Annotated in this window: 19 protein-coding genes; 8 read left to right on the forward strand and 11 right to left on the reverse strand. The window is 38.7% G+C overall.

Annotation, left to right across the window (positions count from 1 at the left end; genetic code table 11):
* Positions 1–143: 143 nt before the first annotated feature.
* Positions 144–2,021, forward strand: coding sequence for a M1 family metallopeptidase (locus AC07UV_RS06040; RefSeq protein WP_495183032.1), 1,878 nt, complete (start codon positions 144–146; stop codon positions 2,019–2,021).
* 142 nt (positions 2,022–2,163) lie between these two features.
* Here AC07UV_RS06040 and AC07UV_RS06045 read toward each other — a convergent pair whose 3' ends face one another.
* Positions 2,164–3,285 (reverse strand): glycoside hydrolase family protein, encoded by a 1,122-nt coding sequence (locus AC07UV_RS06045; protein ID WP_282250892.1) that lies wholly within the window; start codon positions 3,283–3,285, stop codon positions 2,164–2,166.
* Between the two features lie 210 nt (positions 3,286–3,495).
* On the opposite strand from AC07UV_RS06045, the gene hemW reads away from it, so the two are divergent.
* Complete coding sequence (gene hemW / locus AC07UV_RS06050; RefSeq protein WP_495183033.1) at positions 3,496–4,668, forward strand: radical SAM family heme chaperone HemW; 1,173 nt, start codon at positions 3,496–3,498, stop codon at positions 4,666–4,668.
* A 138-nt stretch (positions 4,669–4,806) separates the two neighbouring features.
* Entirely contained in the window at positions 4,807–6,255 is a 1,449-nt protein-coding gene (locus AC07UV_RS06055; protein WP_495183034.1) for a glyceraldehyde-3-phosphate dehydrogenase, read from the forward strand.
* 150 nt (positions 6,256–6,405) lie between these two features.
* Here the strand turns inward: AC07UV_RS06055 and AC07UV_RS06060 are convergent, their stop codons facing one another.
* Positions 6,406–7,644 (reverse strand): 3-deoxy-D-manno-octulosonic acid transferase, encoded by a 1,239-nt coding sequence (locus tag AC07UV_RS06060; RefSeq protein WP_495183035.1) that lies wholly within the window; start codon positions 7,642–7,644, stop codon positions 6,406–6,408.
* Between the two features lie 66 nt (positions 7,645–7,710).
* On the opposite strand from AC07UV_RS06060, the gene AC07UV_RS06065 reads away from it, so the two are divergent.
* Together AC07UV_RS06065 and galE are read left to right on the forward strand one after the other, a co-directional pair.
* Positions 7,711–8,703, forward strand: a complete 993-nt coding sequence (locus AC07UV_RS06065) for a UDP-glucuronic acid decarboxylase family protein (protein WP_495183036.1) — start codon at positions 7,711–7,713, stop codon at positions 8,701–8,703.
* Positions 8,703–9,734, forward strand: a complete 1,032-nt coding sequence (galE, locus tag AC07UV_RS06070; RefSeq protein WP_495183037.1) for a UDP-glucose 4-epimerase GalE — start codon at positions 8,703–8,705, stop codon at positions 9,732–9,734. The genes AC07UV_RS06065 and galE overlap by 1 nt, the downstream gene beginning before the upstream one ends.
* A gap of 746 nt (positions 9,735–10,480) precedes the next feature.
* On the opposite strand, the gene AC07UV_RS06075 is transcribed toward galE, so the two are convergent.
* The 8 genes from AC07UV_RS06075 to AC07UV_RS06110 form a co-directional block, all read right to left on the reverse strand.
* The gene (locus AC07UV_RS06075) at positions 10,481–12,151 is read right to left on the reverse strand and encodes a transcriptional regulator (protein ID WP_495183038.1); all 1,671 of its coding nucleotides are present in this window, start codon (positions 12,149–12,151) and stop codon (positions 10,481–10,483) included.
* A 221-nt stretch (positions 12,152–12,372) separates the two neighbouring features.
* Entirely contained in the window at positions 12,373–12,972 is a 600-nt protein-coding gene (locus AC07UV_RS06080) for a 5-formyltetrahydrofolate cyclo-ligase (protein WP_495183039.1), read from the reverse strand.
* A 168-nt stretch (positions 12,973–13,140) separates the two neighbouring features.
* A complete protein-coding gene (efp, locus tag AC07UV_RS06085) occupies positions 13,141–13,701 on the reverse strand; it encodes an elongation factor P (protein WP_120261848.1) in 561 nt (186 codons plus the stop codon).
* 84 nt (positions 13,702–13,785) lie between these two features.
* On the reverse strand, positions 13,786–14,409 hold the full coding sequence (locus tag AC07UV_RS06090) for an ABC transporter ATP-binding protein (protein ID WP_495183040.1): 624 nt from the start codon (positions 14,407–14,409) through the stop codon (positions 13,786–13,788).
* 23 nt (positions 14,410–14,432) lie between these two features.
* On the reverse strand, positions 14,433–15,221 hold the full coding sequence (gene lpxA, locus AC07UV_RS06095; protein ID WP_075990789.1) for an acyl-ACP--UDP-N-acetylglucosamine O-acyltransferase: 789 nt from the start codon (positions 15,219–15,221) through the stop codon (positions 14,433–14,435).
* A 10-nt stretch (positions 15,222–15,231) separates the two neighbouring features.
* Complete coding sequence (locus tag AC07UV_RS06100; RefSeq protein ID WP_259186648.1) at positions 15,232–16,632, reverse strand: bifunctional UDP-3-O-[3-hydroxymyristoyl] N-acetylglucosamine deacetylase/3-hydroxyacyl-ACP dehydratase; 1,401 nt, start codon at positions 16,630–16,632, stop codon at positions 15,232–15,234.
* 143 nt (positions 16,633–16,775) lie between these two features.
* A complete protein-coding gene (lpxD, locus tag AC07UV_RS06105; protein ID WP_495183041.1) occupies positions 16,776–17,816 on the reverse strand; it encodes a UDP-3-O-(3-hydroxymyristoyl)glucosamine N-acyltransferase in 1,041 nt (346 codons plus the stop codon).
* 33 nt (positions 17,817–17,849) lie between these two features.
* On the reverse strand, positions 17,850–19,100 hold the full coding sequence (locus AC07UV_RS06110) for an HD domain-containing protein (RefSeq protein WP_495183042.1): 1,251 nt from the start codon (positions 19,098–19,100) through the stop codon (positions 17,850–17,852).
* Between the two features lie 260 nt (positions 19,101–19,360).
* Between AC07UV_RS06110 and porX the strand changes: the two genes are divergently transcribed.
* The 3 genes from porX to AC07UV_RS06125 are packed head-to-tail and all read left to right on the forward strand — an operon-like array spanning position 19,361 to position 22,404.
* On the forward strand, positions 19,361–20,914 hold the full coding sequence (porX, locus tag AC07UV_RS06115) for a T9SS response regulator signal transducer PorX (protein WP_282250912.1): 1,554 nt from the start codon (positions 19,361–19,363) through the stop codon (positions 20,912–20,914).
* A 12-nt stretch (positions 20,915–20,926) separates the two neighbouring features.
* Entirely contained in the window at positions 20,927–21,337 is a 411-nt protein-coding gene (tsaE, locus tag AC07UV_RS06120) for a tRNA (adenosine(37)-N6)-threonylcarbamoyltransferase complex ATPase subunit type 1 TsaE (protein WP_282250913.1), read from the forward strand.
* Positions 21,338–21,360: 23 nt separating this feature from the next.
* The gene (locus tag AC07UV_RS06125; protein ID WP_495183043.1) at positions 21,361–22,404 is read left to right on the forward strand and encodes an ABC transporter ATP-binding protein; all 1,044 of its coding nucleotides are present in this window, start codon (positions 21,361–21,363) and stop codon (positions 22,402–22,404) included.
* Here the strand turns inward: AC07UV_RS06125 and AC07UV_RS06130 are convergent.
* Positions 22,401–23,252, reverse strand: coding sequence for an alpha/beta hydrolase (locus AC07UV_RS06130; RefSeq protein WP_282250916.1), 852 nt, complete (start codon positions 23,250–23,252; stop codon positions 22,401–22,403). The genes AC07UV_RS06125 and AC07UV_RS06130 overlap by 4 nt on opposite strands.
* Positions 23,253–23,297 lie beyond the last annotated feature (45 nt).

Consider the following 23,297-nt stretch of genomic DNA (forward strand, 5'->3'; position numbering starts at 1 on the left):
TTGTTAACTCAATAGATAAATTTTCTAACCAAAACCAAGCCAATTATTAATAATCAAATCGCTTTTCGTCAAGATTTGATGACATTTATCTGGATTGGGCTGATTAATCGGCATTTCTTGAGACAATTTTGTAAGTTTGGAACATGAAAATCAAAATATTGTCCTTTCTAGCACTTATATGTGTCATAAATATTGGGGGACAGGAAGTAAAGGCCCAGAGAAAAGGATTCTGGCAGCAGAAGGTTGACTATACAATGAATGTCAACGTGGATGAAAAAGCTTATCAATATGATGGAAAAATGGCTTTGAAATATAGCAACAATTCAGGCCAATCCTTAAAAAAAGTCTATTTTCATTTATATTTTAACGCTTTCCAACCAGGATCAATGATGGATTACCGGTTGAAAAATATCAGCGATCCAGATAAGCGAATGGTATCAAATATTGGCACCAAAGAAAAACCAATATTGCAAAGCCGTATCGAAACCTTACAACCTAACCAGATCGGTTACCAAAAAATCAAAAGCCTCAGCATGAATGGGGTCAATACAAGCTATAAGATTGATGGTACCATACTAGAAGTCACCCTACCCACTGCGATCCAGGACGGAGAAACAGCTAATTTTAATATAGAATGGACTGCACAGGTACCTGAACAGATCCGGAGGTCAGGCCGCAATTCGGCAGAAGGTGTAGCGCTTTCTATGGCACAATGGTATCCGAAGATGGCACAATTCGATGAATTTGGCTGGCATCTCGATGAATATATCGGTCGTGAGTTTATAGCGCCTTTCGGCAACTTTGACGTCACTATACACCTCAACAAGAATTATGTTGTCGGTGCATCAGGTGTTCTTCAAAACCCAGATGAGGTAAAAGGCTATCAGGCAAAAGCCAAAGTAAAAGCCAACAATGGTAAGGCTACATGGCATTACAAAGCCCAAAATATCCATGATTTTGTATGGGCGGCGGATCCCAAATTTGTGGTAGACTCAGCTTCCAGCAAAAATGGAATAAAAGTTTATACGGTCTATCTCCCAACCGACAAGGAAGTTATATCAAATTGGAAATCAGCCCTGGGTCTATCTACCGAATTTTTCGATTTTTGCAGTGCTAAGTTTGGTACGTACCCATGGCCAACTTACACCATCATCCAAGGCGGTGACGGTGGTATGGAATATGGAACAGCAACCTTAATTACTGGAGGCCGTAATCTGAAAAGCCTTGTTGGTGTTATCTTCCACGAATCTGCTCACTCCTGGTACCAACATTTATTTGGAATTAATGAAACCGTAGATGAGTGGTTTGACGAAGGATTTACTTCCTATGTGGAAGAATTGGCGATGCAGCATCTCTTCGAAAAACGAGGAGCCATTGCATCCAATCCACTTATCGATGCCTATCGGGCTTATTATAAATTAGCGCTTTCAGGCAAGGAAGAGCCGATGAGTCTGCTTGCGGATTATTACAACACGAATTATGGGTATAGTAATGAAGCTTACAATAAGGGTGCTGTGTTAGCGGAACAATTAGGCTACATTATCGGTCAGGAAAATCTAGAGAAAACATTTTTGAAATTCTACGACATCTGGAAATTCAAACATCCTACACCTAATGATTTCAAGCGTGTTGCAGAGGATGTATCCGGAATAAACCTAAAATGGTATTTCAATTTGTTCATCAATACGACACGCCAAATTGATTATGCAATTGGCCATGTAACTGACTCAGAAATTCAACTGCTCAATAAATCAAACTTTGCGATGCCACTCGATATACTTGTAGAATATCAAGATGGAAGCAAAGAACTATTTTACATTCCTTTACGTGAAATGCGCGGTGAAAAACCGGAGGAAAACTTTGAGATCTATAAGGATATAAAACGCACTGTACTAAAGGATTGGTTCTGGACGAACCCTGAATATAAAATTTCAGTCAATAAGGCACCAAAAACAATCACAATAGATCCATCGCTGCGACTTGCGGATGTGGAATCAGCAAACAATAGCCTTACACGCTAATCCAAATATCGAAAGTAAACATTAGAGCAGATTGCTATAATAATCTGCTTTCGAGGTACGCATAAGCCCCAATAAATCGGAATTTATTGGGGCTTATTTTTTTAGTCTGCCTCAGTTGAAGGGCGCGTTGTTATCCTATATACTATCCCTTCAACGGAATAACCATATTCCAGGTCCGTTCAAATTGATAAGACTCGGATCCATCTCCTGTAGCCGCAAAAAGATGTGTCGGTTTTCCATTTTCAAATAGTAAAAACGGCCGTTCAAAATTGGCTTGATGACTGACAGTACCATCATTCCAACGGATCGTCTTGGAATAGGCTTTGACGGCTTTTGACAGATGCCAATCGATTCCATCTTTCGAATATGCATGGATACCGCCCCCCTCTTCCCCACAGATTTTGCCATAGCGATCTTTCATAATCAATTCAAAATGCTGACCATTATGCCATACGAAAGGATCTTCTACATCATTTTCATGATTTTGATCGGTATGGAAAGAAAAAATAGGTTTATCAGACAAACGATGATATGGCCCCAAGAACGAATCAGCTTGCGCTGCCCCCAATAGCAAAGGGGGATTATAATTCACAGGTGATGATTTATAGATCAGATATACCTTTCCATCTGGCAAAACAACCGGAGAAGGATTGGATGTTATGGAAGTATCCCATTCACCCTGCCTCGGATTCAAAATGGGCTGATCGACGCGCTTCCAAGGACCTGATATCGACTTTGAATAGGCCATCCCGATACGTTTATGCATCCAGGCTTTCTGCCCCAGTCCCGATTCCCAAACATTCTCGGAATAACTAGGATTGGGCTCGTCATAATTGTTTCCAAAATAATAAAGCACATAATAGTCACCGTTTTTAACGATCCGAGGATTGTGAGTTGTACAACCATCAAAATACTTTTTCCCACGGGCAGGCAATACCACTTCTACAAATTCATAAGGCCCCTCTGGTGTATCAGCAATCGCACGCACCACTTCGGAATTAGTCACCCAATTACCAAAGCCATATTTTTTGCTCCAGCGTGAAGCAAACATATGATATCTACCATCTTCCCCCTTAATCACTGAAGGATCCCATATCCAATAATCCGCCATCGCAAATCCACCTCCTTTTGGTGCTGGGAGCAACTTATCGATAAATGCTTCTTCATACTGATTATCCACAGCAAATCCTTGCTGTGAAAGCAGTAGCATACTCGATGCACCAATGACATTTTTCAGAAAGTCACGACGGGAAGATATTTTCATAAGATTGGTTTTTTGATTATATAAAATGAATCTGATCATCAAGATAGAAAATAACTCCTTTGTTGTCAAACTCTTTATCTCCTATTTTTAAAAGACTATTTCTAAAAATAACCCCATTCAACATCGACGTGACATAACACGGGGTTTTGCTCGCCAATATAAAACATCCAAAAGGATAGGGAGAACGACTTCCCAAGTGGAAGAAAAAATGTGAATAAACTCCGAAGTTGGTCCAGTGTTGGTATATTTGTAGCCATGATTTACATCCATATCCCATTCTGCAAACAGGCTTGTCATTATTGTGATTTCCATTTTAGTACTTCACTACAATACAAGACCGAAATGGTTAACGCCCTTTTGCGAGAAATAGAACTTAGGTCTCCCTATTTGGAAGACAGAAAAGTTGAATCCATCTATTTTGGTGGTGGGACGCCCTCACTATTGGAGGCGGACGAAATCTCAAGGATCATTGATGCTGTTGCCAAACAATTTGACATCAGTAATCATGCTGAAATTACGTTGGAAGCTAATCCAGATGACCTCAGTGCTGCAAAAGTGAATGCATTAAGATCAACTTCCGTGAATAGGTTCAGTATAGGAGTACAGTCTTTTTTCGAGGAAGATCTGAAATGGATGAATCGGGCGCATACCAGACAGGAAGCATCCGCAGCAATCATGCGTGTACAAGATGCAGGATTTGAGAATATCACCTGTGATCTTATTTATGGCTACCCCCTGTTGACCGATGAAAAATGGCGCTACAATATGCAACAACTGATCGATTATGCAATCCCCCATATTTCGTCTTATTCAATGACCGTTGAAGCCAAAACAGCACTAGATCATTTTATCAAGAAGGGCATGAGTCCTGCCATTGATTCAGATCAGGCAGCCGATCAGATGAATCTGCTGATCGAAACATTGAAAGGTGCGGGCTATGAACAATATGAAATTTCCAATTTTGCTAAAAATGGTTTATATGCACGTCACAATACAAATTATTGGAAAGGCAAGCATTATCTTGGCATCGGTCCATCTGCCCATTCATTCAATGGCCATTCCAGATCTTGGAATATTGCCCATAACGCCAAGTATATCGGCTCGATACAAACCAACCAGCTCCCTTTAGAAATCGAGCATCTATCTGTACGCGATCAGATTAATGAGTGTATTATGACCTCACTTCGCACCATGTGGGGGCTTGATCTGGAACTGTTAGAAAAGAATTTTGATTACACTGTTAAAAGCAAGATAATAGAAGATGCCGCACCATTTCTCGAGCAGCAGCAATTAATTTTAGACAATAATAAATTAAAATTAACAGATTCTGGTAAATTAATGGCAGACCATATCATGTCCGAATTATTTATTATTGAAAATTAACAATAAAACAGCCAATAAAATTATCAAAACAACAATAGTAAGCGTCTTTTAATTTAAATAATTACGAAAATGAAAATCAAATCGCTTTTTTAGTTTTGTTTGTACTATGTTTGCAACATAATCTATTATAAAAATATTATGTTACATAGTCCTTCTTTTGATCTAGAAATCAAAAGTTACAGAGAACAGCAAAATGCAGCTATTGAACTGATTCAAATCATTAGTAATCTTTGGTATAACCAGGCCATTGAGCTCGTTCTGTTCAGAGAGCAGCTGGTTGATGAAAAAGTAAGTGTGATTCTCAACCACCTCCGGGAAAGTACTATCCTTTCCGGCAATATACTGACCATATTTGATCTATTGAATGTTGCTCGTGTATTGGAAAAATCAAATCTAGCTCCCGCTCGAATTGATATCGGTAAACTTGCAACTAAAGCCACAAACGACCAGATCAATGCGGAGGATTTGTCTTCTTTTATTTTCAATGAATTAGAGGGAATCACCGAGTGGCAGGAATTAACACCCCGTGATGTTGTACTCTATGGTTTCGGTCGTATTGGCCGTCTACTCGCACGCGAACTCATTAATAAATCGGGTTCTGGCAAGCAACTTCGTCTACGCGCAATAGTCACTAGGGACCCTAACGATGCCAAATCATTGCTTAAAAGGGCTGCTCTTTTGAAAAGTGACTCCATACATGGGGAATTTGAGGGTGAGGTTTATACCGATCATGAAAAAAATGCGCTGATTATTAATGGGATCACAGTCAGCGTTATCTCCGCTAAGCAACCTGAAGATATTGATTATACAACATACGACATCAATAATGCTTTGGTTATTGATAATACAGGTGCCTTTCGTGATGAAAAAGAACTTGCCCGCCATTTAGCCTCTAAAGGCGCTTCGCAAGTATTGTTGACAACACCTGGCAAAGGGGTACCCAACATTGTTTATGGTGTAAACGAAAACACGATAGATCTGGAAGAACATGCTATTTTTTCAGCAGCCTCCTGTACCACAAATGCTATTGCGCCAGTTTTGGCCGTCCTCGAAGAGAAAATAGGTATCCTGAAAGGTCATATAGAAACTATCCATTCCTATACGAATGATCAAAATCTGGTAGATAATATGCACAAAAAATCCAGAAGAGGTCGTGCTGCAGCGTTAAACATGGTCATTACGGAGACTGGGGCTGGAAGTGCTGTTTCAAAAGTCCTCCCGCCATTAACAGGCAAACTCACCTCCAACGCAATCCGGGTACCTGTCCCTAATGGGTCTTTAGCCATATTAAATTTAGAATTGACATCAGCCATATCTTGGGAACAAATAAACGCACTCTTAAAAACGAGTGCATTGGAAGGCAATCTTGTCGAACAGATTAAATTCTCAAGCAATGATGAGCTTGTCTCTACCGATATTATAGGTACAACAGCAGCCGCTGTCATTGATGGACCAGCAACCATTGTTTCAGCTGATGGTAAAAATATTGTACTCTATGTATGGTATGATAATGAGTATGGTTATTCCCATCAAGTTATGCGTTTATCGCGGCATATTGCGGGTGTAAGAAGATATACCTACTATTAGAATCCAATTTTCAATATTAAAATAGGGTATCCAAAATGATCTGATATCCTATTTTTCTTTAATTTTGTTCGTCTACTCTTAGCGTCTCTTTTTCAGCTATTCAATTCTCGGCTAGTTTGCTTTTAACTTTGGAGCAGCTTTCTTTATATTTTATAAGTTGGCATTCTTCAAATATTTCATGATAATGGGTGTTGCTCCCGCTTTTTGCTGTACATATTGACGGGCGGATTTCGCTGCTTCTACACGTTTTGATTGATCCTGCAATCGTCCAAAGGCATCCATAAGCCCCTTACTATCAGCAAATGAAAAACCTCCCCCCTGTTCAATCAGATCTTTCGCTTCTTGGAATTTCTTAAAATTGGGACCAAACAGCACAGGCATTCCATAGGTTGCCGCTTCGAGCGTATTATGTATTCCCAAACCAAATCCGCCGCCGATATAAGCGACCTGACCATAACAATACAAAGAAGACAAGAGTCCAATATTGTCTATGATCAATACTTTTGCTTCCGTTAAAGTTACCGCCTCATATTCCGCCATTTTTGAAAAACGAAGCGCTTCAGGCCACAGATTTAATATACTGACAATGTGGGCCTCATTGATCTCATGTGGCGCTAAGATCAGCTTATATTCTGGAAACTGCTGGAACAGCTCTTTCAATAATTTTTCATCCTCAGGCCAGGTACTTCCAGCCACCAAAACAGGAGCCGTTCCCACAAAATCCGCTATCAACGGTATTTCTTTTCGAACCTTAGGAAGGTCAATCACACGATCAAAACGTGTATCACCTGCTAATCCCGCATTTCGGATTCCATATTCTTTTAACAAACCTACGCTTTCCTCATTCTGAACAAAAAAATAAGTCACAAAGCCCAGAATTTTCAGAAAAAAGGTACCATAGGCCTGAAAGAAAATCTGTTCTGGTCTAAAAATTGCCGAAACAAGAAATAATGGAATAGACCTGCTGTGTAAGCCTTCAAAATAATAATACCAATATTCATATTTTGTAAAGACTGCAAATGAGGGATTGATCAGGTCTAAAAAAAGCTTTGCATTCTGAGCAGTGTCATAAGGTAAATAGAAAACATGATCCGCCAGATTGGTATTCTTTCTGATCTCATAGCCAGAAGGAGAATAAAATGTTACAATTATTTTATGGTCCAAATAATTATTTTTTACGGCTTCTAAAACAGGTCTTCCCTGCTCAAATTCGCCCAATGAAGCGAAGTGAAACCAGATATGTTTTTGGCTAGAGTCAACCGATTGTTTCATCCGCAAATACCAGTCTTTTCGCCCTGTTACCATAAGGCGCGCTTTGGTATGAAAAGGGGCCAAAATACGCAATAAGAGTCCATAAAGAAAGATTCCAATTGAATAAAGCAAACGCATGTTGTTAAAATAATGTTTATCTTAGTCAAAGATATCAAACCCATTTCATTAATAAGGAACCATTGAGTGGAAAATAAACATCGCAAACGGATTTTGATCACTGGAGCAGCAGGCTTCCTTGGTTCCCACCTTTGCGATCGCTTTATTGCCGAAGACTACGATGTTATCGGAATGGATAACCTGATCACTGGAGACCTACAGAATATCGCACATTTATTTAAGCTGGAGAATTTCGACTTTTATCATCACGATGTTTCAAAATTTGTGCATATTCCGGGACATTTGGATTATATCCTCCATTTCGCGTCTCCTGCCAGTCCTGTTGATTACCTCAAAATCCCGATTCAGACACTCAAAGTCGGCTCCTTAGGTACGCATAATCTCCTTGGCTTGGCTAGGGCAAAACAAGCCCGGATATTAGTAGCATCGACCTCAGAAGTCTATGGCGACCCTTTGGTCTCACCACAGTCAGAAGATTATTGGGGCAATGTAAATCCTGTCGGCCCCAGAGGGGTATATGATGAGGCCAAAAGATTCCAGGAGGCAATTACGATGGCCTATCATAATGCGCATGGGCTGGACACACGTATCGTAAGAATATTTAACACCTTTGGTTCCAGAATGCGTCTAAATGACGGACGTGCCATCCCAACGTTTATAGCCCAAGCTATTCGAGGCGAAGCCATCACCCTTTTTGGTGATGGTTCACAAACACGGTCATTCTGTTATATTGATGATCAAATCGAAGGCATTTATAGATTGTTGCATTCAGATTGTATACAACCCATAAACATAGGCAACCCCGACGAAATATCACTATTACAGCTGGCGCAGGAGATTATAGCACTAACAGGCAGCTCAAGTATGATCAGCCATAAACCATTGCCCATAGACGACCCTAAACAACGTAAACCGGATATTGGTCTAGCGAAGACAAAATTGAATTGGCAGCCCAAAATAGACCGAAAATTAGGCTTAGAAAAAACCATAGATTTTTACAGAAAGATTCCTTTGGAAACTTTATTACATAAAGACTTTACATACTATAATCAAAAATAATGAGCAAAAAAATATTAGTCACAGGCGGAACAGGCTATATTGGTTCTCACACAGTTGTCGAACTACATCAGGCAGGATATATTCCTGTAATCGTTGATGATCTTTCCAATTCAAATATCAAGATATTGGATCAAATAGAGAAAATCATCGGGATTAAACCCGAATTTCATCAATTCGATCTTTGTGATGCCAATAAGGTAAATGAATTTGTGAAAAATAACAGCGATATCTCTGGGATTATTCATTTTGCGGCATCCAAAGCTGTAGGTGAGTCAGTTCAAAATCCTTTAAAATACTATCACAATAATTTCTTCTCCTTGATCAACATCTTGGAGTCTTATCGGAATAAACCGATTAATTTTGTATTCTCTTCAAGCTGTACAGTTTACGGCGAACCAGACTATCTTCCTGTCAATGAAAGTGCTCCTGTAAAAAAAGCAACTTCACCTTACGGAAATACAAAACAAATCGCCGAAGAGATTCTTGAAGAAACAGCTACTGCATACGATAACTATAACATTATCGCCCTGCGTTACTTCAATCCAGTAGGTGCGCATGGGTCTGCATTGATAGGCGAATTGCCAAATGGTGTACCTCAAAACTTATTACCATTCATTACGCAGACCGCTATCGGAAAAAGAGAAAAACTAATGGTATTTGGAGACGATTATGACACACCTGATGGTTCTTGTGTACGTGATTATATTCACGTGGTCGATTTAGCAAAGGCACACGTTGCTGCAATCAAATTATTGGAAAAAGGAAACCCTAATGGTCGATATGATGTATTCAATGTAGGAACCGGTAACGGCTATTCGGTACTTGAAGCCATCAAAGCATTTGAGAAAGCTTCTGGTCAAAAATTGAATTATGAAATTGGCCCACGTCGGGATGGTGATATCATCAAAGTATATGGTGACGTGACCAAATCGGCAGATCAATTGCACTGGAAAGCTGCATTGGGCATCGATGAGATGATGGCCTCCGCATGGGCATGGGAAAAAAATCTGAAAGAAAATCCTTTGGATTAAATAGGAGCTCGTTGAGCTCAAGAAAGCATTATAATTTTTCACTTCATATGACCGTCTTAAGAATTGAGACGGTCATTTTTTTGATAATAGTGGATTGGATTGTTTGCATCCTTTCTCTTTTTGCAAAGGCTACGCCTTGTTTCTGAAGAAACAAGGCTGGGTAAAATCAGTTTATTTTTGTTGAAAAATTTACACGAAGAACCGTGTTAGTTGTTTGATAAATCCATTATCATCTATTCCTATACCTAAAGGCACCACAGTAAAACCCTGTTATCAAGCATCTTGTTGATTTTTGGACAATTCCAAATTTGAGTAAAATGACAATTGTAAATCTTGCAATTTTCAAGGGACTTTGTTGTAAATAGCTTATGGACAAGTTCGCTCCATGCTCGTCCCGCTCCCGACTTGTAAAAAACATGCAGGCACAGTGAAAGCACCGTAAAAGGTGGACTCAAGGTGGACTCACTGTGCACTCAAACTGCTTACAGGTCGAACTCGGTAATAACATGGTCTTAACTTGGTCCCCATCAGATCCCTTTGCCAGCCGAAGGGTGACAGTAGACATCCCCAAGAAGCAACTTGACAAAATATGTGCTTGATATCGATGCATTACTTTTTTGGAAAAACCGGCACCCAGCTCGATTCGACTGCCATTGGTAGGATCATTACGTAATAAAAAGCGAAAACAAGCATCACGATCTTTCAGCAAAGCATTCTTAATGTTGAGATGAATAAGAAATTCCCCTTTAGACAAGTTCCTTATCAGAAATATATTCCATCAATATACCGGCCTGTCCACCAAGTTTCTTTTTCAAACGTTGCATTGATTTTTTAATAGCATCAGGAGTAACGCCCAAAACATTGGCAACTTCTCTATTATTTAAGCCCATTTTCATAAGCACAATCACCCTCAGATTAGATTCGGTAATATCTGGAAATTTAGCCTGAATATTTTGCAATAAGTTCGGAAACTCCTTAGCAAGCAGAAGCTTAAATTCCTGCCATTTCTCATCCGTGATAAGATGAGACTGCAAAAGTGTTTTAAGTTCATCCCGGTCTTTGACAGGTCTCTCCCCCATTTCATCAAGCATAGAAGAAAGAAGATCTATCTGTTCATTATTACGCTTGAGATATACCATATACTCCTCTAGCTGACTTTTGGAACTCATCAATTCCTTGTCCAATTCGGCTTTGGTGTACTTGAGATTCAACAACTGATACTCATATTCCCGCATACGCTTGCGTGAACGATATCGAAATGCATTATAAATAAAAAAGGATAATACCAATACAAACAAACTCAATGTCACCCACAATCTCGTTTCAGCACGTTTCTTTTTGATGAGCGCCTGAGCCAAAGATAGTTTATCAGCATATTTTTGCTTGTCAGCCATAAATTTCAATTGCGACAACACGGGATCTCCATCCAGAAATCGCAATGAATCTTGGAGTTGTTCGATACGCCGGCGTGCATTTAGTTCTTGCTTCAAGTCACCATTTTGAACAGCAAGATTCAACTTATGCCCCTCAAGCTCCAATATCGTCTTTTTGTCATCGGCTCCTTCCAATAGATGTTCGGTTTCCTTGATCATTTGACGGACTTCGCGATTTGCTCCTATAGAAATACACAAACGAATCCGCATCATCAAAGCGAAAATGGTATTTTTATTATTACCCAGAGATTTCGAGATTTCCAGATCTTTATCTAAAAGTGACAATGCCTTCTGATAATCTTTCATTCCTTCGTAGATCCGTGCCTGATTACCCAAAGTCTTTGCATAGCGAAGAGAATCCTTCTCCGAAAGCGCCAGATTTTGGGCAATCTCAAAATTTTTCATCGCCTGCACTGTATCCCCACCACTTTTTAAAGTCAATAAGCCAAGGTTATCCAAAATCTCGGCTTTCAGTTTTGGAGAGATACCTTCTTGCTGTTGGCCGAGTTCCAAATACTTAATTCCCGTTCTATAGTCGCCCAAAGTGCCGAAGAAATAACCAAGCTTTTTGTATGTTTGTGTCAGATCTAACACCAGATCCTTTGGTATATCCTCTATGCCCTTTTCACCCTCCAATAGCAGAGGAAGTGCCTCAGAAGCTTTTAGACATCTGTACAGATAAAAACCGTACATCACCTTTACCCAAGCTTTGACATTCTGATAATTATACTCCTTTTCCAGGTCGAGTGCCTTTAGGTAGTATTTGTCACTAAAGCTATTTCTTCCACCTTCACTGTCAAAAGATTGATCCGCTAACAAGCAATAATAAATCGCGAGCAATGCATTGTCATTTTTCCGAATAGCCTGATTAAAATATGGGGTTAGGTATATGCTCAATGCCGAACTAGAAGTCTGATACTTCTGTGATTCCCGGATAATTGTCTCATAAAAGTTCTTTTCTTCCGCAGAAGAATTAGAATCCATGATATCCATTCCAAAAACAGCGCGACTGGGAATTATCGTTATAAAAAAAAGTATAATAAAAAATCTCAGCATAACGGCATAGAAATCGAATTTCTCACTAAAAATAAAAAATAATTTTAATTAAATCAGCATACATTAAAATCAACATACAGATAAAAGAGAAATACGCTGATCCGATAAAATAAATCATTAAACTGGGATTCCGGACATCTTAAATATCTTTAGAAAGATGTATCATGCCCATGTGAACTAAAACTATAAATGCGATTTGGCGTAATCGCTTTAGTCAATACAACATCGTGTTCATTTCGATCAGCGATTCGTCCGATTGGATCAAAAAAAGATAGTCCTACACGTTGGGTTTCTAACGTACAAAGTGAAAAAAAACGATCATAAAATCCTTTCCCATAACCGACGCGATGACCATCAACATCAAACGCCAATAAAGGAACTAGAATAAAATCAATAACTGAAGGGCGTACTTCTATTCCTGAAACAGGCTCCGGAATTCCCCACTCATTCGTCTCGAAAATCGTTTGATGATCAAGGATATAGTGTTGCATAGAATAGTCCGAAAAGTTTGAGCGAGATACGACCAAGATGATCTTCGGAAAAAATTCCTTCACATAATTTATGATGGGATAGGTATCGGGTTCATGATATTTTTGGATTGGAAGAAAAACATGCATATAGCTAACCTTTGTTAGATCTATTTTTTGAAATTGCAACAGTAATTTATGGTTAAGACTTTCCTCATCTTCTTTGGAAAGTTGGCATCTTTTCATCTTAAACTCCTGTCTTAATTCCTTTTTAGATTTCATGCTTAAAGATAATTTTTTTATTCCATCATTCAGCTGAAACGCATCCAGTAAATGAATGATCTAATTTTCGATAATGAAACTGCAAATAGACGGAAGCAGGCAAAAAAAAACGGCCTTGTAGCGAGCGCTATCAAGACCGAATAATCAACCTAAACCTAAAATCTTATATTACTTTACGCGTTCGATATAGTTACCTGTTTGCGTATCGACTCTTACTTTCTCTCCCTGGTTAATGAATAAAGGCACCATAATCTCTACCCCTGTTTCTACAGTAGCTTTTTTCAAAGCGTTTGTAGAAGTATCTCCCTTCACTGCTGGCTCCGTATATGTGATTTCCAATTCAACACTTTTCGGTGCTTCTGCCATAATAGGCTCATCACTTTCAAAAGCAATAATGACAGTCATTCCTTCTTTCAGGAAACGCGCTGAATCACCAAATAAAAACTTAGGAATATTGAATTGCTCGTATGTGTTGTTGTCCATCACGACGAAAAATTCGCCATCCTCGTATAAGTATTGGTAATCACTCGTTTCAACACGCGCAATCTCCACACTCTCATCAACTCTAAAACGATATTCAACTAATTTCCCAGTCTTCACGTTACGCATTCTTGCTTGATAAAAAGCGCGCAAATTACCTGGTGTACGGTGTATATATTCTTCTACAGAGACTAACTCTCCGTTAAATCTTAAAATATTTCCTGATTTTACCTCTGATGCCTTAGCCATTCTTTGAATTGAACTTTAAACGGTTATCTCATTATTGAGTCGTCAAAAATACAAAAACTAATTGTTTTATAAAAATTTCATTCGCTACTTTTTGAAGTCGACGATAGAAATTGTTTCGTCACAAAATCCGTATTCTTTTTTTTGATTTGAACAGATAATAAACAATCTAAAATCGAGCTTGGTACGCGCTATTAAATTCAGATACCATTCCTCTCCTGCGCTATCCAGATTACTTGTTGGCTCGTCCAACAATACTAAATTTGAATTAGAGCAACATGCCAGTACCAGTTTAACCCGCTGACGCATTCCTGATGAAAAATGCTTTATTTCTTTGTCCAGAGCACTTTCCAACCCTAATAAATTTAAAACACTTTCTTTATCAAAACCCCGAAGATAACTTTTAAATTGAAAATGAAAATCGAACAGCTCACGCAAGGTAAATTCTTCAATCAATTCTATATATGGTGCAGCGATAGACAATTGTTGGTAAACCTGATCAATACCAATGATGCTCTCCCCATTCGTATAAACCAATTCACCTTCAGAAGATGACAAGCTCCCAGAAAGAACCTTCAACAAGGTGGATTTTCCAGAACCATTCTGTCCGAGGACAGCATAGCTCTTTCCGGATTCAAAACGATAGTTAATATGCCTGAAAATCCATTCGCTGTTATATCTTCGACCAATATCCTTTAATGTTATTTCCAAAGCTATAAAAATCAGTAATGCTATTACATCGCTCTATTGTTGAATCCCTTCATGATACCTCTTCCGGAGTTCCGAATGAAATCCAAAATTTCATCACGGATCTCTGTTGCTTGATATTCAGCTTCAATAATTTCTATTGCTTTAGCAAGATTTCGGTTCTGAACAAATAGAATACGGTAAAGATTTTGAATTTCAGCTATCTGTTCTTCCGAAAAACCTCTTCTCCGCAATCCCACAGAGTTAATTCCTGCATATGAAATCGGCTCACGGGCTGCTTTTACAAATGGAGGAATATCTTTCCGCACCAAAGAACCTCCTGTGACGAATGCATGCGAACCAATTTTCACAAATTGATGTACTGCAACCATTCCTGCTAAAACAACATAATCCCCGACTGTGATATGTCCGGCAAGGGTACTATTATTCGAAAAAACACAATTATCACCCACTTCACAATCGTGTGCAACGTGGCTGTAAGCTTGAATCAAACAGTTTTTACCGATGACAGTTTTATAACGGTCCTTGGTTCCTCTATTGATTGTTACACATTCACGAATCGTTGTATTATCTCCAATTTCTGCTGTTGTAATCTCGCCATCAAATTTTAAGTCTTGAGGTTCACCAGAAATCACGGCACCGGGATATATCTTACAGTTCTTTCCAATTCGAGCTCCATCCATAATGGTCACGTTTGAACCAATCCAAGTACCTTCTCCAATGACAACGTCCTTGTAAATGGTTACAAATGGTTCAATGACCACATTTTTAGCAATCTTTGCTTCTGGATGAATATAAGCTAATGGCTGTATCATCTATACTTCTTTAGTTGTTATTTACTCTTACGATCTGTGCCATAAGTTCTGCCTCGCAGACAATTTTCTCTCCCACCATGGCCACACCTTTCATTTTAGCAATACCTCTCCGGATCGGCTCCATGAGATCACATCTAAAAATAACACAGTCCCCTGGGGTTACTTGTGCTTTAAAACGTGCATTCTCAATTTTGAGAAATAAGGTTAACCAGTTTTCAGGATCTGGAACAGTCTTTAGGACCAAGATACCACCAGTCTGCGCCATTGCTTCAACTTGCAATACACCGGGGAATAATGGAGCTCCAGGAAAATGTCCCATAAATAAGTCTTCATTCATGGTCACATTCTTTAACCCCACAACATGTGTCTCGGTTAATTCTAAAATCTTATCGACCATGAGCATTGGCTGACGATGTGGAAGGATTTTCATAATCTCCACAGTATCATACAACGCTGGCATATTTGGATCGTAAACTTTTATTTTTTTACGTGTTTTATCTTTCTTAATCTGCTCTTTGATTTTCTTTGCAAAGGCAACATTTGCAGCATGCCCCGGACGAGCAGCCATAATATGGCCTTTCAGAGGTCGACCTACAAGTGCCAAATCACCAACCATATCCAACAGTTTATGTCGGGCTGGCTCATTCTGATGACGCAACTGAATATTATTCAGAATACCTTCTTTTGCAACGGCAACTGTATCGTTATGAAAAAGATGCGCAAGTTTCTGCAATTCCTCAGGAGAAGTTTCTTTATCAACAATAACAATTGCATTGCTTAGATCCCCTCCCTTGATGAGTCCGTGATCGACTAACATCTCTAATTCGTGTAGAAAACAAAACGTACGTGAAGACGCTATTTCTGCTTTAAAATCTTCTATAGAAGTAATCGCAGCATGTTGACTACCCAAAACAGGTGAATTGAAATCAATCATACAAGTCAAACGATAATCATCCATAGGCATTCCCAGTATCTCAACTTTACGTTCTGGCTCTGCATAATGAATATTGCTAGAGATTTCATAATAATCTCTGTCCGCATCTTGTTCTTCAAACCCCGCTTCTTCCAACAATTTCACAAAAATTGCTGAACTCCCATCCAATATTGGAATTTCAGGACCATCAATATCAATCAGAACATTGTCGATTTGAAGACCAATTAATGATGCCATTAAATGTTCGATTGTACTAACACTTGCTCCATTTTGAGAAATAGTGGTTCCCCTGGAAGTGTCTGTAACGTTATCTGCATCAACCAAAACCTCAGGTTGACCGTCTAAATCTACACGTCTGAACTTAAACCAGTGATTTTCCGGAGCTGGTTTGATCGTCATCGATACAATTTTTCCTGTATGAAGACCTACCCCCGAAATTTCAACCTCGTTTTTGATGGTTCTCTGTTTCACATTCATTTCTAATAACATATTTTTAAATCAAAACTTCTTTTGACAAAACCATCATGAGATTATAATATTTATATCGAAATAGCAGCAAGCTGGACTACTCATGATAACTTCATTACAATTAGATAACAGTTTATTTCAATGAAAAAAGATTATTTTAACTTTGATTCTATTAATTTTTCTAGCTCTTGGATGCGTTTCTCCAACTCTGGAAGGCGGGCAAATATGACATTTGATCGCAGCTGAGGCTGATACGGCATCACTGGTGTGCCACCCCATTTTTTCCCTTCGTCTTTAATTGACCGATTAACACCCGATTGAGCTTGTATTTGAGAGCCTTTAGCCACGACAATATGCCCTACGACACCCACCTGTCCTCCTAACACCACTCGTTCTCCAATTTTTGCACTCCCAGAAATCCCCGTCTGCGCAGCAATTACTGTATTTTTACCAATATCAACGTTATGTGCTATCTGAATCAGATTATCCAATTTGACACCATCACGCACAATAGTCGCTCCCATAGTAGCTCTATCGATCACAGTATTCGCGCCAATCTCGACATTGTCCTCTATTTGAACATAACCTATTTGTGGAACCTTCTTATAAGAACCGTCTTCCTGAGGGGCAAAACCAAAACCATCAGAGCCAATAACGACACCTGAATGAACAACAACGTTCTTGCCTACCTTGCAATCATGGTAGATCTTTACTCCTGGATAGAGGGTCGTATTATCATCAATCGTAACTTTATCTCCTATAAAAACCTGTGGATAGATCTTCACATTATCGCCGATCGTAGCTCCTTTACCGATATAAACAAACGCTCCAATATAGCCGCCAGCTCCTATTGTCGCCTCAGGATGTATAAAATAGGGTTCTTCACGTCCACTTTTGTCAAGACGAAACTCATTATACATATTCAATATGGTAGAGAAAGCCGCATAGGCATTCTTAACGCGAATAATCGTCAGTGTGGGTTTGGTCGCTTGCATCAATTGCAAATCTTCATTCACAATGACTATCGATGCATCAGTAGTATAAATAAAATGCTCATATTTTGGATTTGACAAAAAAGAAAGATCGCCTTTTTTACCTTCCTCAATTTTGGCAAGGTTACCTACAGTAACTTCAGGATTCCCTTCAATCCTTCCTTCTAATAATGTCCCTATTTGTTGAGCAGTAAATTGCATGGTACAAATCTATGTTTTTTTATTAAAAAATAACTATCCGATGGAAGGAATTGCAATATATCCTACCTCTTTCGGATAACATAATGCATATTTGGACACATTTTTTGACAACGCTTCTAAATTTCCAAGATCCGACGCTTCAGTAATATCAATAAGTTCTCCCGACTTCAATAATATCTTGATTTGATCATTGGAAGGATTATATGCGCGATTATGAATTTCCTGTGTAAACACATAATAATGAATATCCTCTTCCTTTACACCCAAGGACTCCCGTACTTTGGCTTTTACCAATTCGATATAATGTGAGGGAAAGGGTTTATTGCTCATAACTGAACGATACAGGTCTCTTTTCATTATTCGCTGACACATTTTACTCAAAATCTTATCCTCATGCAGCTCCCATGTTTTTATCGCTGACATAATATCCGTATCATCTAAACGAGTAAACCAGTCCAAATGCAACGGGTCAGCCATAAAATTTGTTCGGTCAATCTCCTGACTCAAAAACCAATGGAATGCTGGAGTAGAAAAGAGTGCTACTCCAGATGCTGTTAAATATTTTGCTCTTTGTAAAATTTTAATCAATAATTGCTCCGCTCCTATAACTGTTTTATGTAAATACACTTGCCAATACATCAGTCTCCGCGCAATAATAAATTTTTCCACAGAATAAAGTCCTTTATATTCAACTACAATCTCGTCATTCACTACATTCAACATCTTAATAATGCGGTCAAATGAAATTACTCCTTCAGAAACACCCGTAAAAAAGCTGTCTCTATTCAGATAATCCATCCGGTCTACATCCAATTGGCTAGAAACAAGCTGATGGAGAAATTTTCGAGCGTATTTATTATTAAAGATATCAATCGCCATACTTAATCTCCCCCCCAAGTCCTGATCCATCCGATCCATCAACAAAGAGGAAAGTAATTCATGCGAAACGCCTGCAATCAAACTATGTTCCAGCGAATGGGAAAAAGGACCGTGACCGATATCGTGTAGCAAAATTGCAGCTAAGACAGCTTCTTCTTCCTTTTCAGAGATCTCTACCCCTTTACTTCTAAGCGTCTCCAATGCCATCGACATCAAATGCATAGCACCTATAGCGTGCTGAAATCGTGTATGTAACGCCCCTGGATAGACCAAATGAGTCATACTCACCTGCTTAACATAGCGAAGTCGCTGAAAATAGGGATGTTGTACAAGGTCAAAGACCAACCCAGTAGGAATGGCAACAAACCCGTATACAGGATCATTGATGATTTTATTTTTATTCAATGCGGCGATAAATTAATGCTACTTTTCAACATATTAAATAGAAAACCCACTTATGTAAAACACAAACTTATGGTTATCACTAATATAAACTTAAAACAAAGATAGTTAGTTCATCGTTAAGAAATGTTAAAAATAAATCTAAAGCACGATATTTGCTTATGTTAGCACTATATTGAAATCCATTCAATGACCGAGGTATTTTCTTTTGTTACAATTTGAGTAACATATCAACCTCTCTTATAGTAGACATATATAACAAGATGCAAAAAACACATATTCTCTGGGCTGATGACGAGATTGACTTTCTAAAACCTCATATTTTGTTTTTAGAAAGTAAGGGGTATAAAGTTGACACAGTCAACAATGGAAATGATGCAGTTGAAGCCTTTAAAAATGGTTTTTTTCACTTAATATTTCTGGATGAAAACATGCCGGGGCTAACTGGGCTCGAAACACTCTCGATCATCAAATCCATTAATCCTACAGTTCCTATCGTACTCGTCACCAAAAATGAAGAGGAACATGTCATGGAAGATGCCATCGGATCTAAAATAGATGACTATTTAATCAAACCTGTAAATCCCAAGCAGATTTTGATGACAATAAAAAAACTCACTGAGAATAAACGTATTGTCAATGAGAAAACTTCCATGGCCTACCAGCAAGATTTCCGCAATTTAGGGATGATATTAAATGACGATCTGGATTTTAATCAATGGTCAGAAGTATATAAAAAACTTGTTTACTGGGAGTTATCACTTGAAAAGCTCGATGACAACAACATGCATGAAATCCTGACCATGCAAAAGTCGGAAGCGAACATGCAATTTTCAAAGTTTGTAGAAAATAACTATATCAATTGGATCAATCGTCCGGAAAATGCACCTATTTTATCCCATCAGTTGTTTAAAAAGAAAGTATTTCCAGTACTTGAGGATGAAATATCTACCTTTTTCGTCCTGATAGATAATTTGCGTTTTGATCAATGGAAAATCATCAACGAGGTGATTACTGATTATTTTAGACTGGAAGAAGAGATCAACTATTTCAGCATCCTCCCAACAGCAACGCAATATGCGAGGAATGCAATCTTCAGCGGCTTAACGCCATTGGAAATGGAAAAACGGTTTCCGAAGTTATGGCAAAATGACGAGGATGAAGGTGGCAAGAACTTATATGAAGACAAATTTCTAGATGATCAGGTCAAAAGGTTATATCGTAAACCGATAAAACATTCTTACACCAAAGTTTTAACACTTGAACAAGGCAAGGACGTTTTAGATAATTTAGGAAACTTGATACATAATCAGCTCAATGTTCTGGTCTATAACTTCGTTGATATGCTATCCCATGCACGCACGGACAGCTCCATGATCCGTGAACTGGCGAATGATGAAGCGGCATACCGTTCGCTTACCTTATCGTGGTTTGAGCACTCACCTCTTTTAGAGACCCTTAAATGGCTTTCACAGAAAAAAGTACGTGTTATTATCACAACGGACCATGGGACCATTCGGGTCAAAAAACCGAGCAAAATCGTTGGAGATAGAAATACAAATACAAACCTCCGCTATAAACAAGGGAAAAATCTAAATTACATTGAAAAAGATGTATTTACGATAAAGAATCCCCATGATGCACAGTTGCCCAAACTTCATGTCAGCTCAACTTATGTATTCGCCAAAGAGGATTCCTACTTTGTTTATCCAAACAATTACAATCAATTTGTTAATTACTTTAACGGAACATTCCAGCATGGAGGAATATCATTGGAAGAAATGATCATCCCCTTTGCGACATACTTGCCGAAATAGTAATTTTGCAACATGGAAATTATCGTAAATACAACGGCAGATCTTTCTGTTGCAGCCCAAACTCTTTTGAACAGGTTTCCAAAGGATCGAATTTTTCTGCTATATGGCCCAATGGGGGCAGGAAAAACGACCTTTATAAAATATTTGTGTGAACAATTAGGTGTAAAAGATAGCACGTCGAGTCCTACCTTCTCGATTGTTAATGAATATGATTCTGACAACGGGCCAATATATCATTTTGATTTTTATCGGATTAAAGATGAACAGGAGGCATTTGACTTTGGTTATGAGGAATATTTCTATTCGGGAGCATACTGCTTTATTGAGTGGCCTGAAAAAATACCAAATTTGTTGCCTGAAGAAGCAAAAGAAATACATATCAGCATCATAGACGCTGCTACCCGAAAAATATCTATCCGTTAATCTATCTTTTATCATACTCCATTATGGCTCATTCATCATCTTGTCAATATATTCCTTCAGATATCCACGTCCCGGGGTTAGCAGCTATTCATGCTGAACATTTAAGTTTCTCATTTCATGAAAACAATGTACAGTTTGCTGTTGAAAATGCTTCTTTTGATATTGAAGGAGGAAAAATAACGGCTATTATTGGTGAGTCCGGAAGTGGAAAAAGTACCCTACTTAAATTAATCTATGGCCTGTTAGAACCTACGGACGGTGTCGTGCGGTATAAAGGCTGGCAAGTTCCTACGCGTAAAGACAAGCTAATACCCGGACATGATGCCATGAAACTCGTCTCGCAAGGATTCGACGATTTAAATACCTATGCGAATGTATGGGATAATGTTGCTTCACAGCTACCCAATACGGATATCAAACGAAAGCAGGATAAGACCGCAGAGATTTTACAACGCTTACGCATAGATCATTTGGCAAAAAAAAGAGTCGCTGATATCAGTGGTGGAGAAAAACAGCGCGTTGCCATCTGTCGCGCATTGATCAATGAACCTGAAGTGCTTCTGATGGATGAACCGTTTAACCAAGTTGACGCGTCTTTTCGAGATACCTTGCAACAGGACATCAAAGATATTGTGAAGGAAACAGGTCTTACGATAATTTTGGTTTCGCATGATCCCACTGAGGTCCTTGCTCTGGCAGACAACCTTATTGTCATGAAATCAGGAAAAATATTAGATCAAAATAATCCACATCTGTTGTATAGCCAACCATCACACCCTTATACGGCACAATTGTTGGCAAAAAGTAATATCCTAAATCCCCAACAAGCACAAAATTTAGGTATAGCAAGCGAAAAGCCTATTGCAATTCATCAGGAATGGATCTCTATTATGCTCGCCGAAGAATCGCCTTTCTATGTAAAAGACACTAAATTTAGAGGCTTCTATTATGAGATCGTTGTTTCAAACGATGTGGTTGACCTACATTGCACAACCACTTCACAACTAATTCCTCAGAAAAATCAAGCGGTTGATCTAACAATTTCCAATTGGATCCCCTTCGATTAATTCAAGGTGGACACCCAGGATAGAAATACATCAAACCATTTTTTTTCTGAAGTTTTGTTGATCAATCCAAAACCGTGGCCGCCTTGTTCAAACACATAGAGTGTATTTGGGACATGCACCTTATCCAATGCCGCCATCATCTGGTAGCTGTTTTCAATCGGAACAGATTTGTCATCTTTGGCATGCACAAAGAAAACAGGACAAACCTCTGGAGAAACCTGCAAATCTGAAGAGAATAATTGAACAAGTTCTTCGGATGGATTCTCTCCAATCAGATTAATTTTAGAACCTTTATGCGTCACATCATTCTGCATAGAAATAACTGGATATATTAGTCCTGCAAAGTCCGGCCGCAGTGACACATGTGATGGATTGGCGATATATTCTTTCTTAAATTTGGTCACTAAGGTTGATGCCAAATGCCCTCCCGCTGAAAAGCCTATAACACCAACTTTTTTGAATTGTGGGTTGGAAGTACGAATCAATTGTACTGCCCGCTGAGCATCTTGAAGCGGTCCAATACTCTTATCCCGCATGATATTGGGTGACGGTAATCTATATTGTAATACATACGCCGAATATCCATTTCTTACTAGTTCCTTAGCGACTGCATGCCCTTCATGATCCATTGCGATATGCGAGTATCCACCCCCAGGGATCACAAGTACAGCAATATTTTTGGCTGCACCTTCAGCTGGTTTATAAACAAATAATTTGGGTATATTTTTTTCCAAAAGAACCTGATCTTTATCAGTTGCATTTGGAATAGTATCCGGGTAAAGATTTATAACTTCCTGAGCCTTTGCAAGCGAAACCAAAGAGCACAAGATCATAAGAATTTTTTTCATCCTTTTAAATTTGATTTTTCAGTTGTGATGAAGCTATCAGATTTA

The sequence above is a fragment of the Sphingobacterium sp. GW821-FHT03E03 genome (assembly GCF_059420745.1).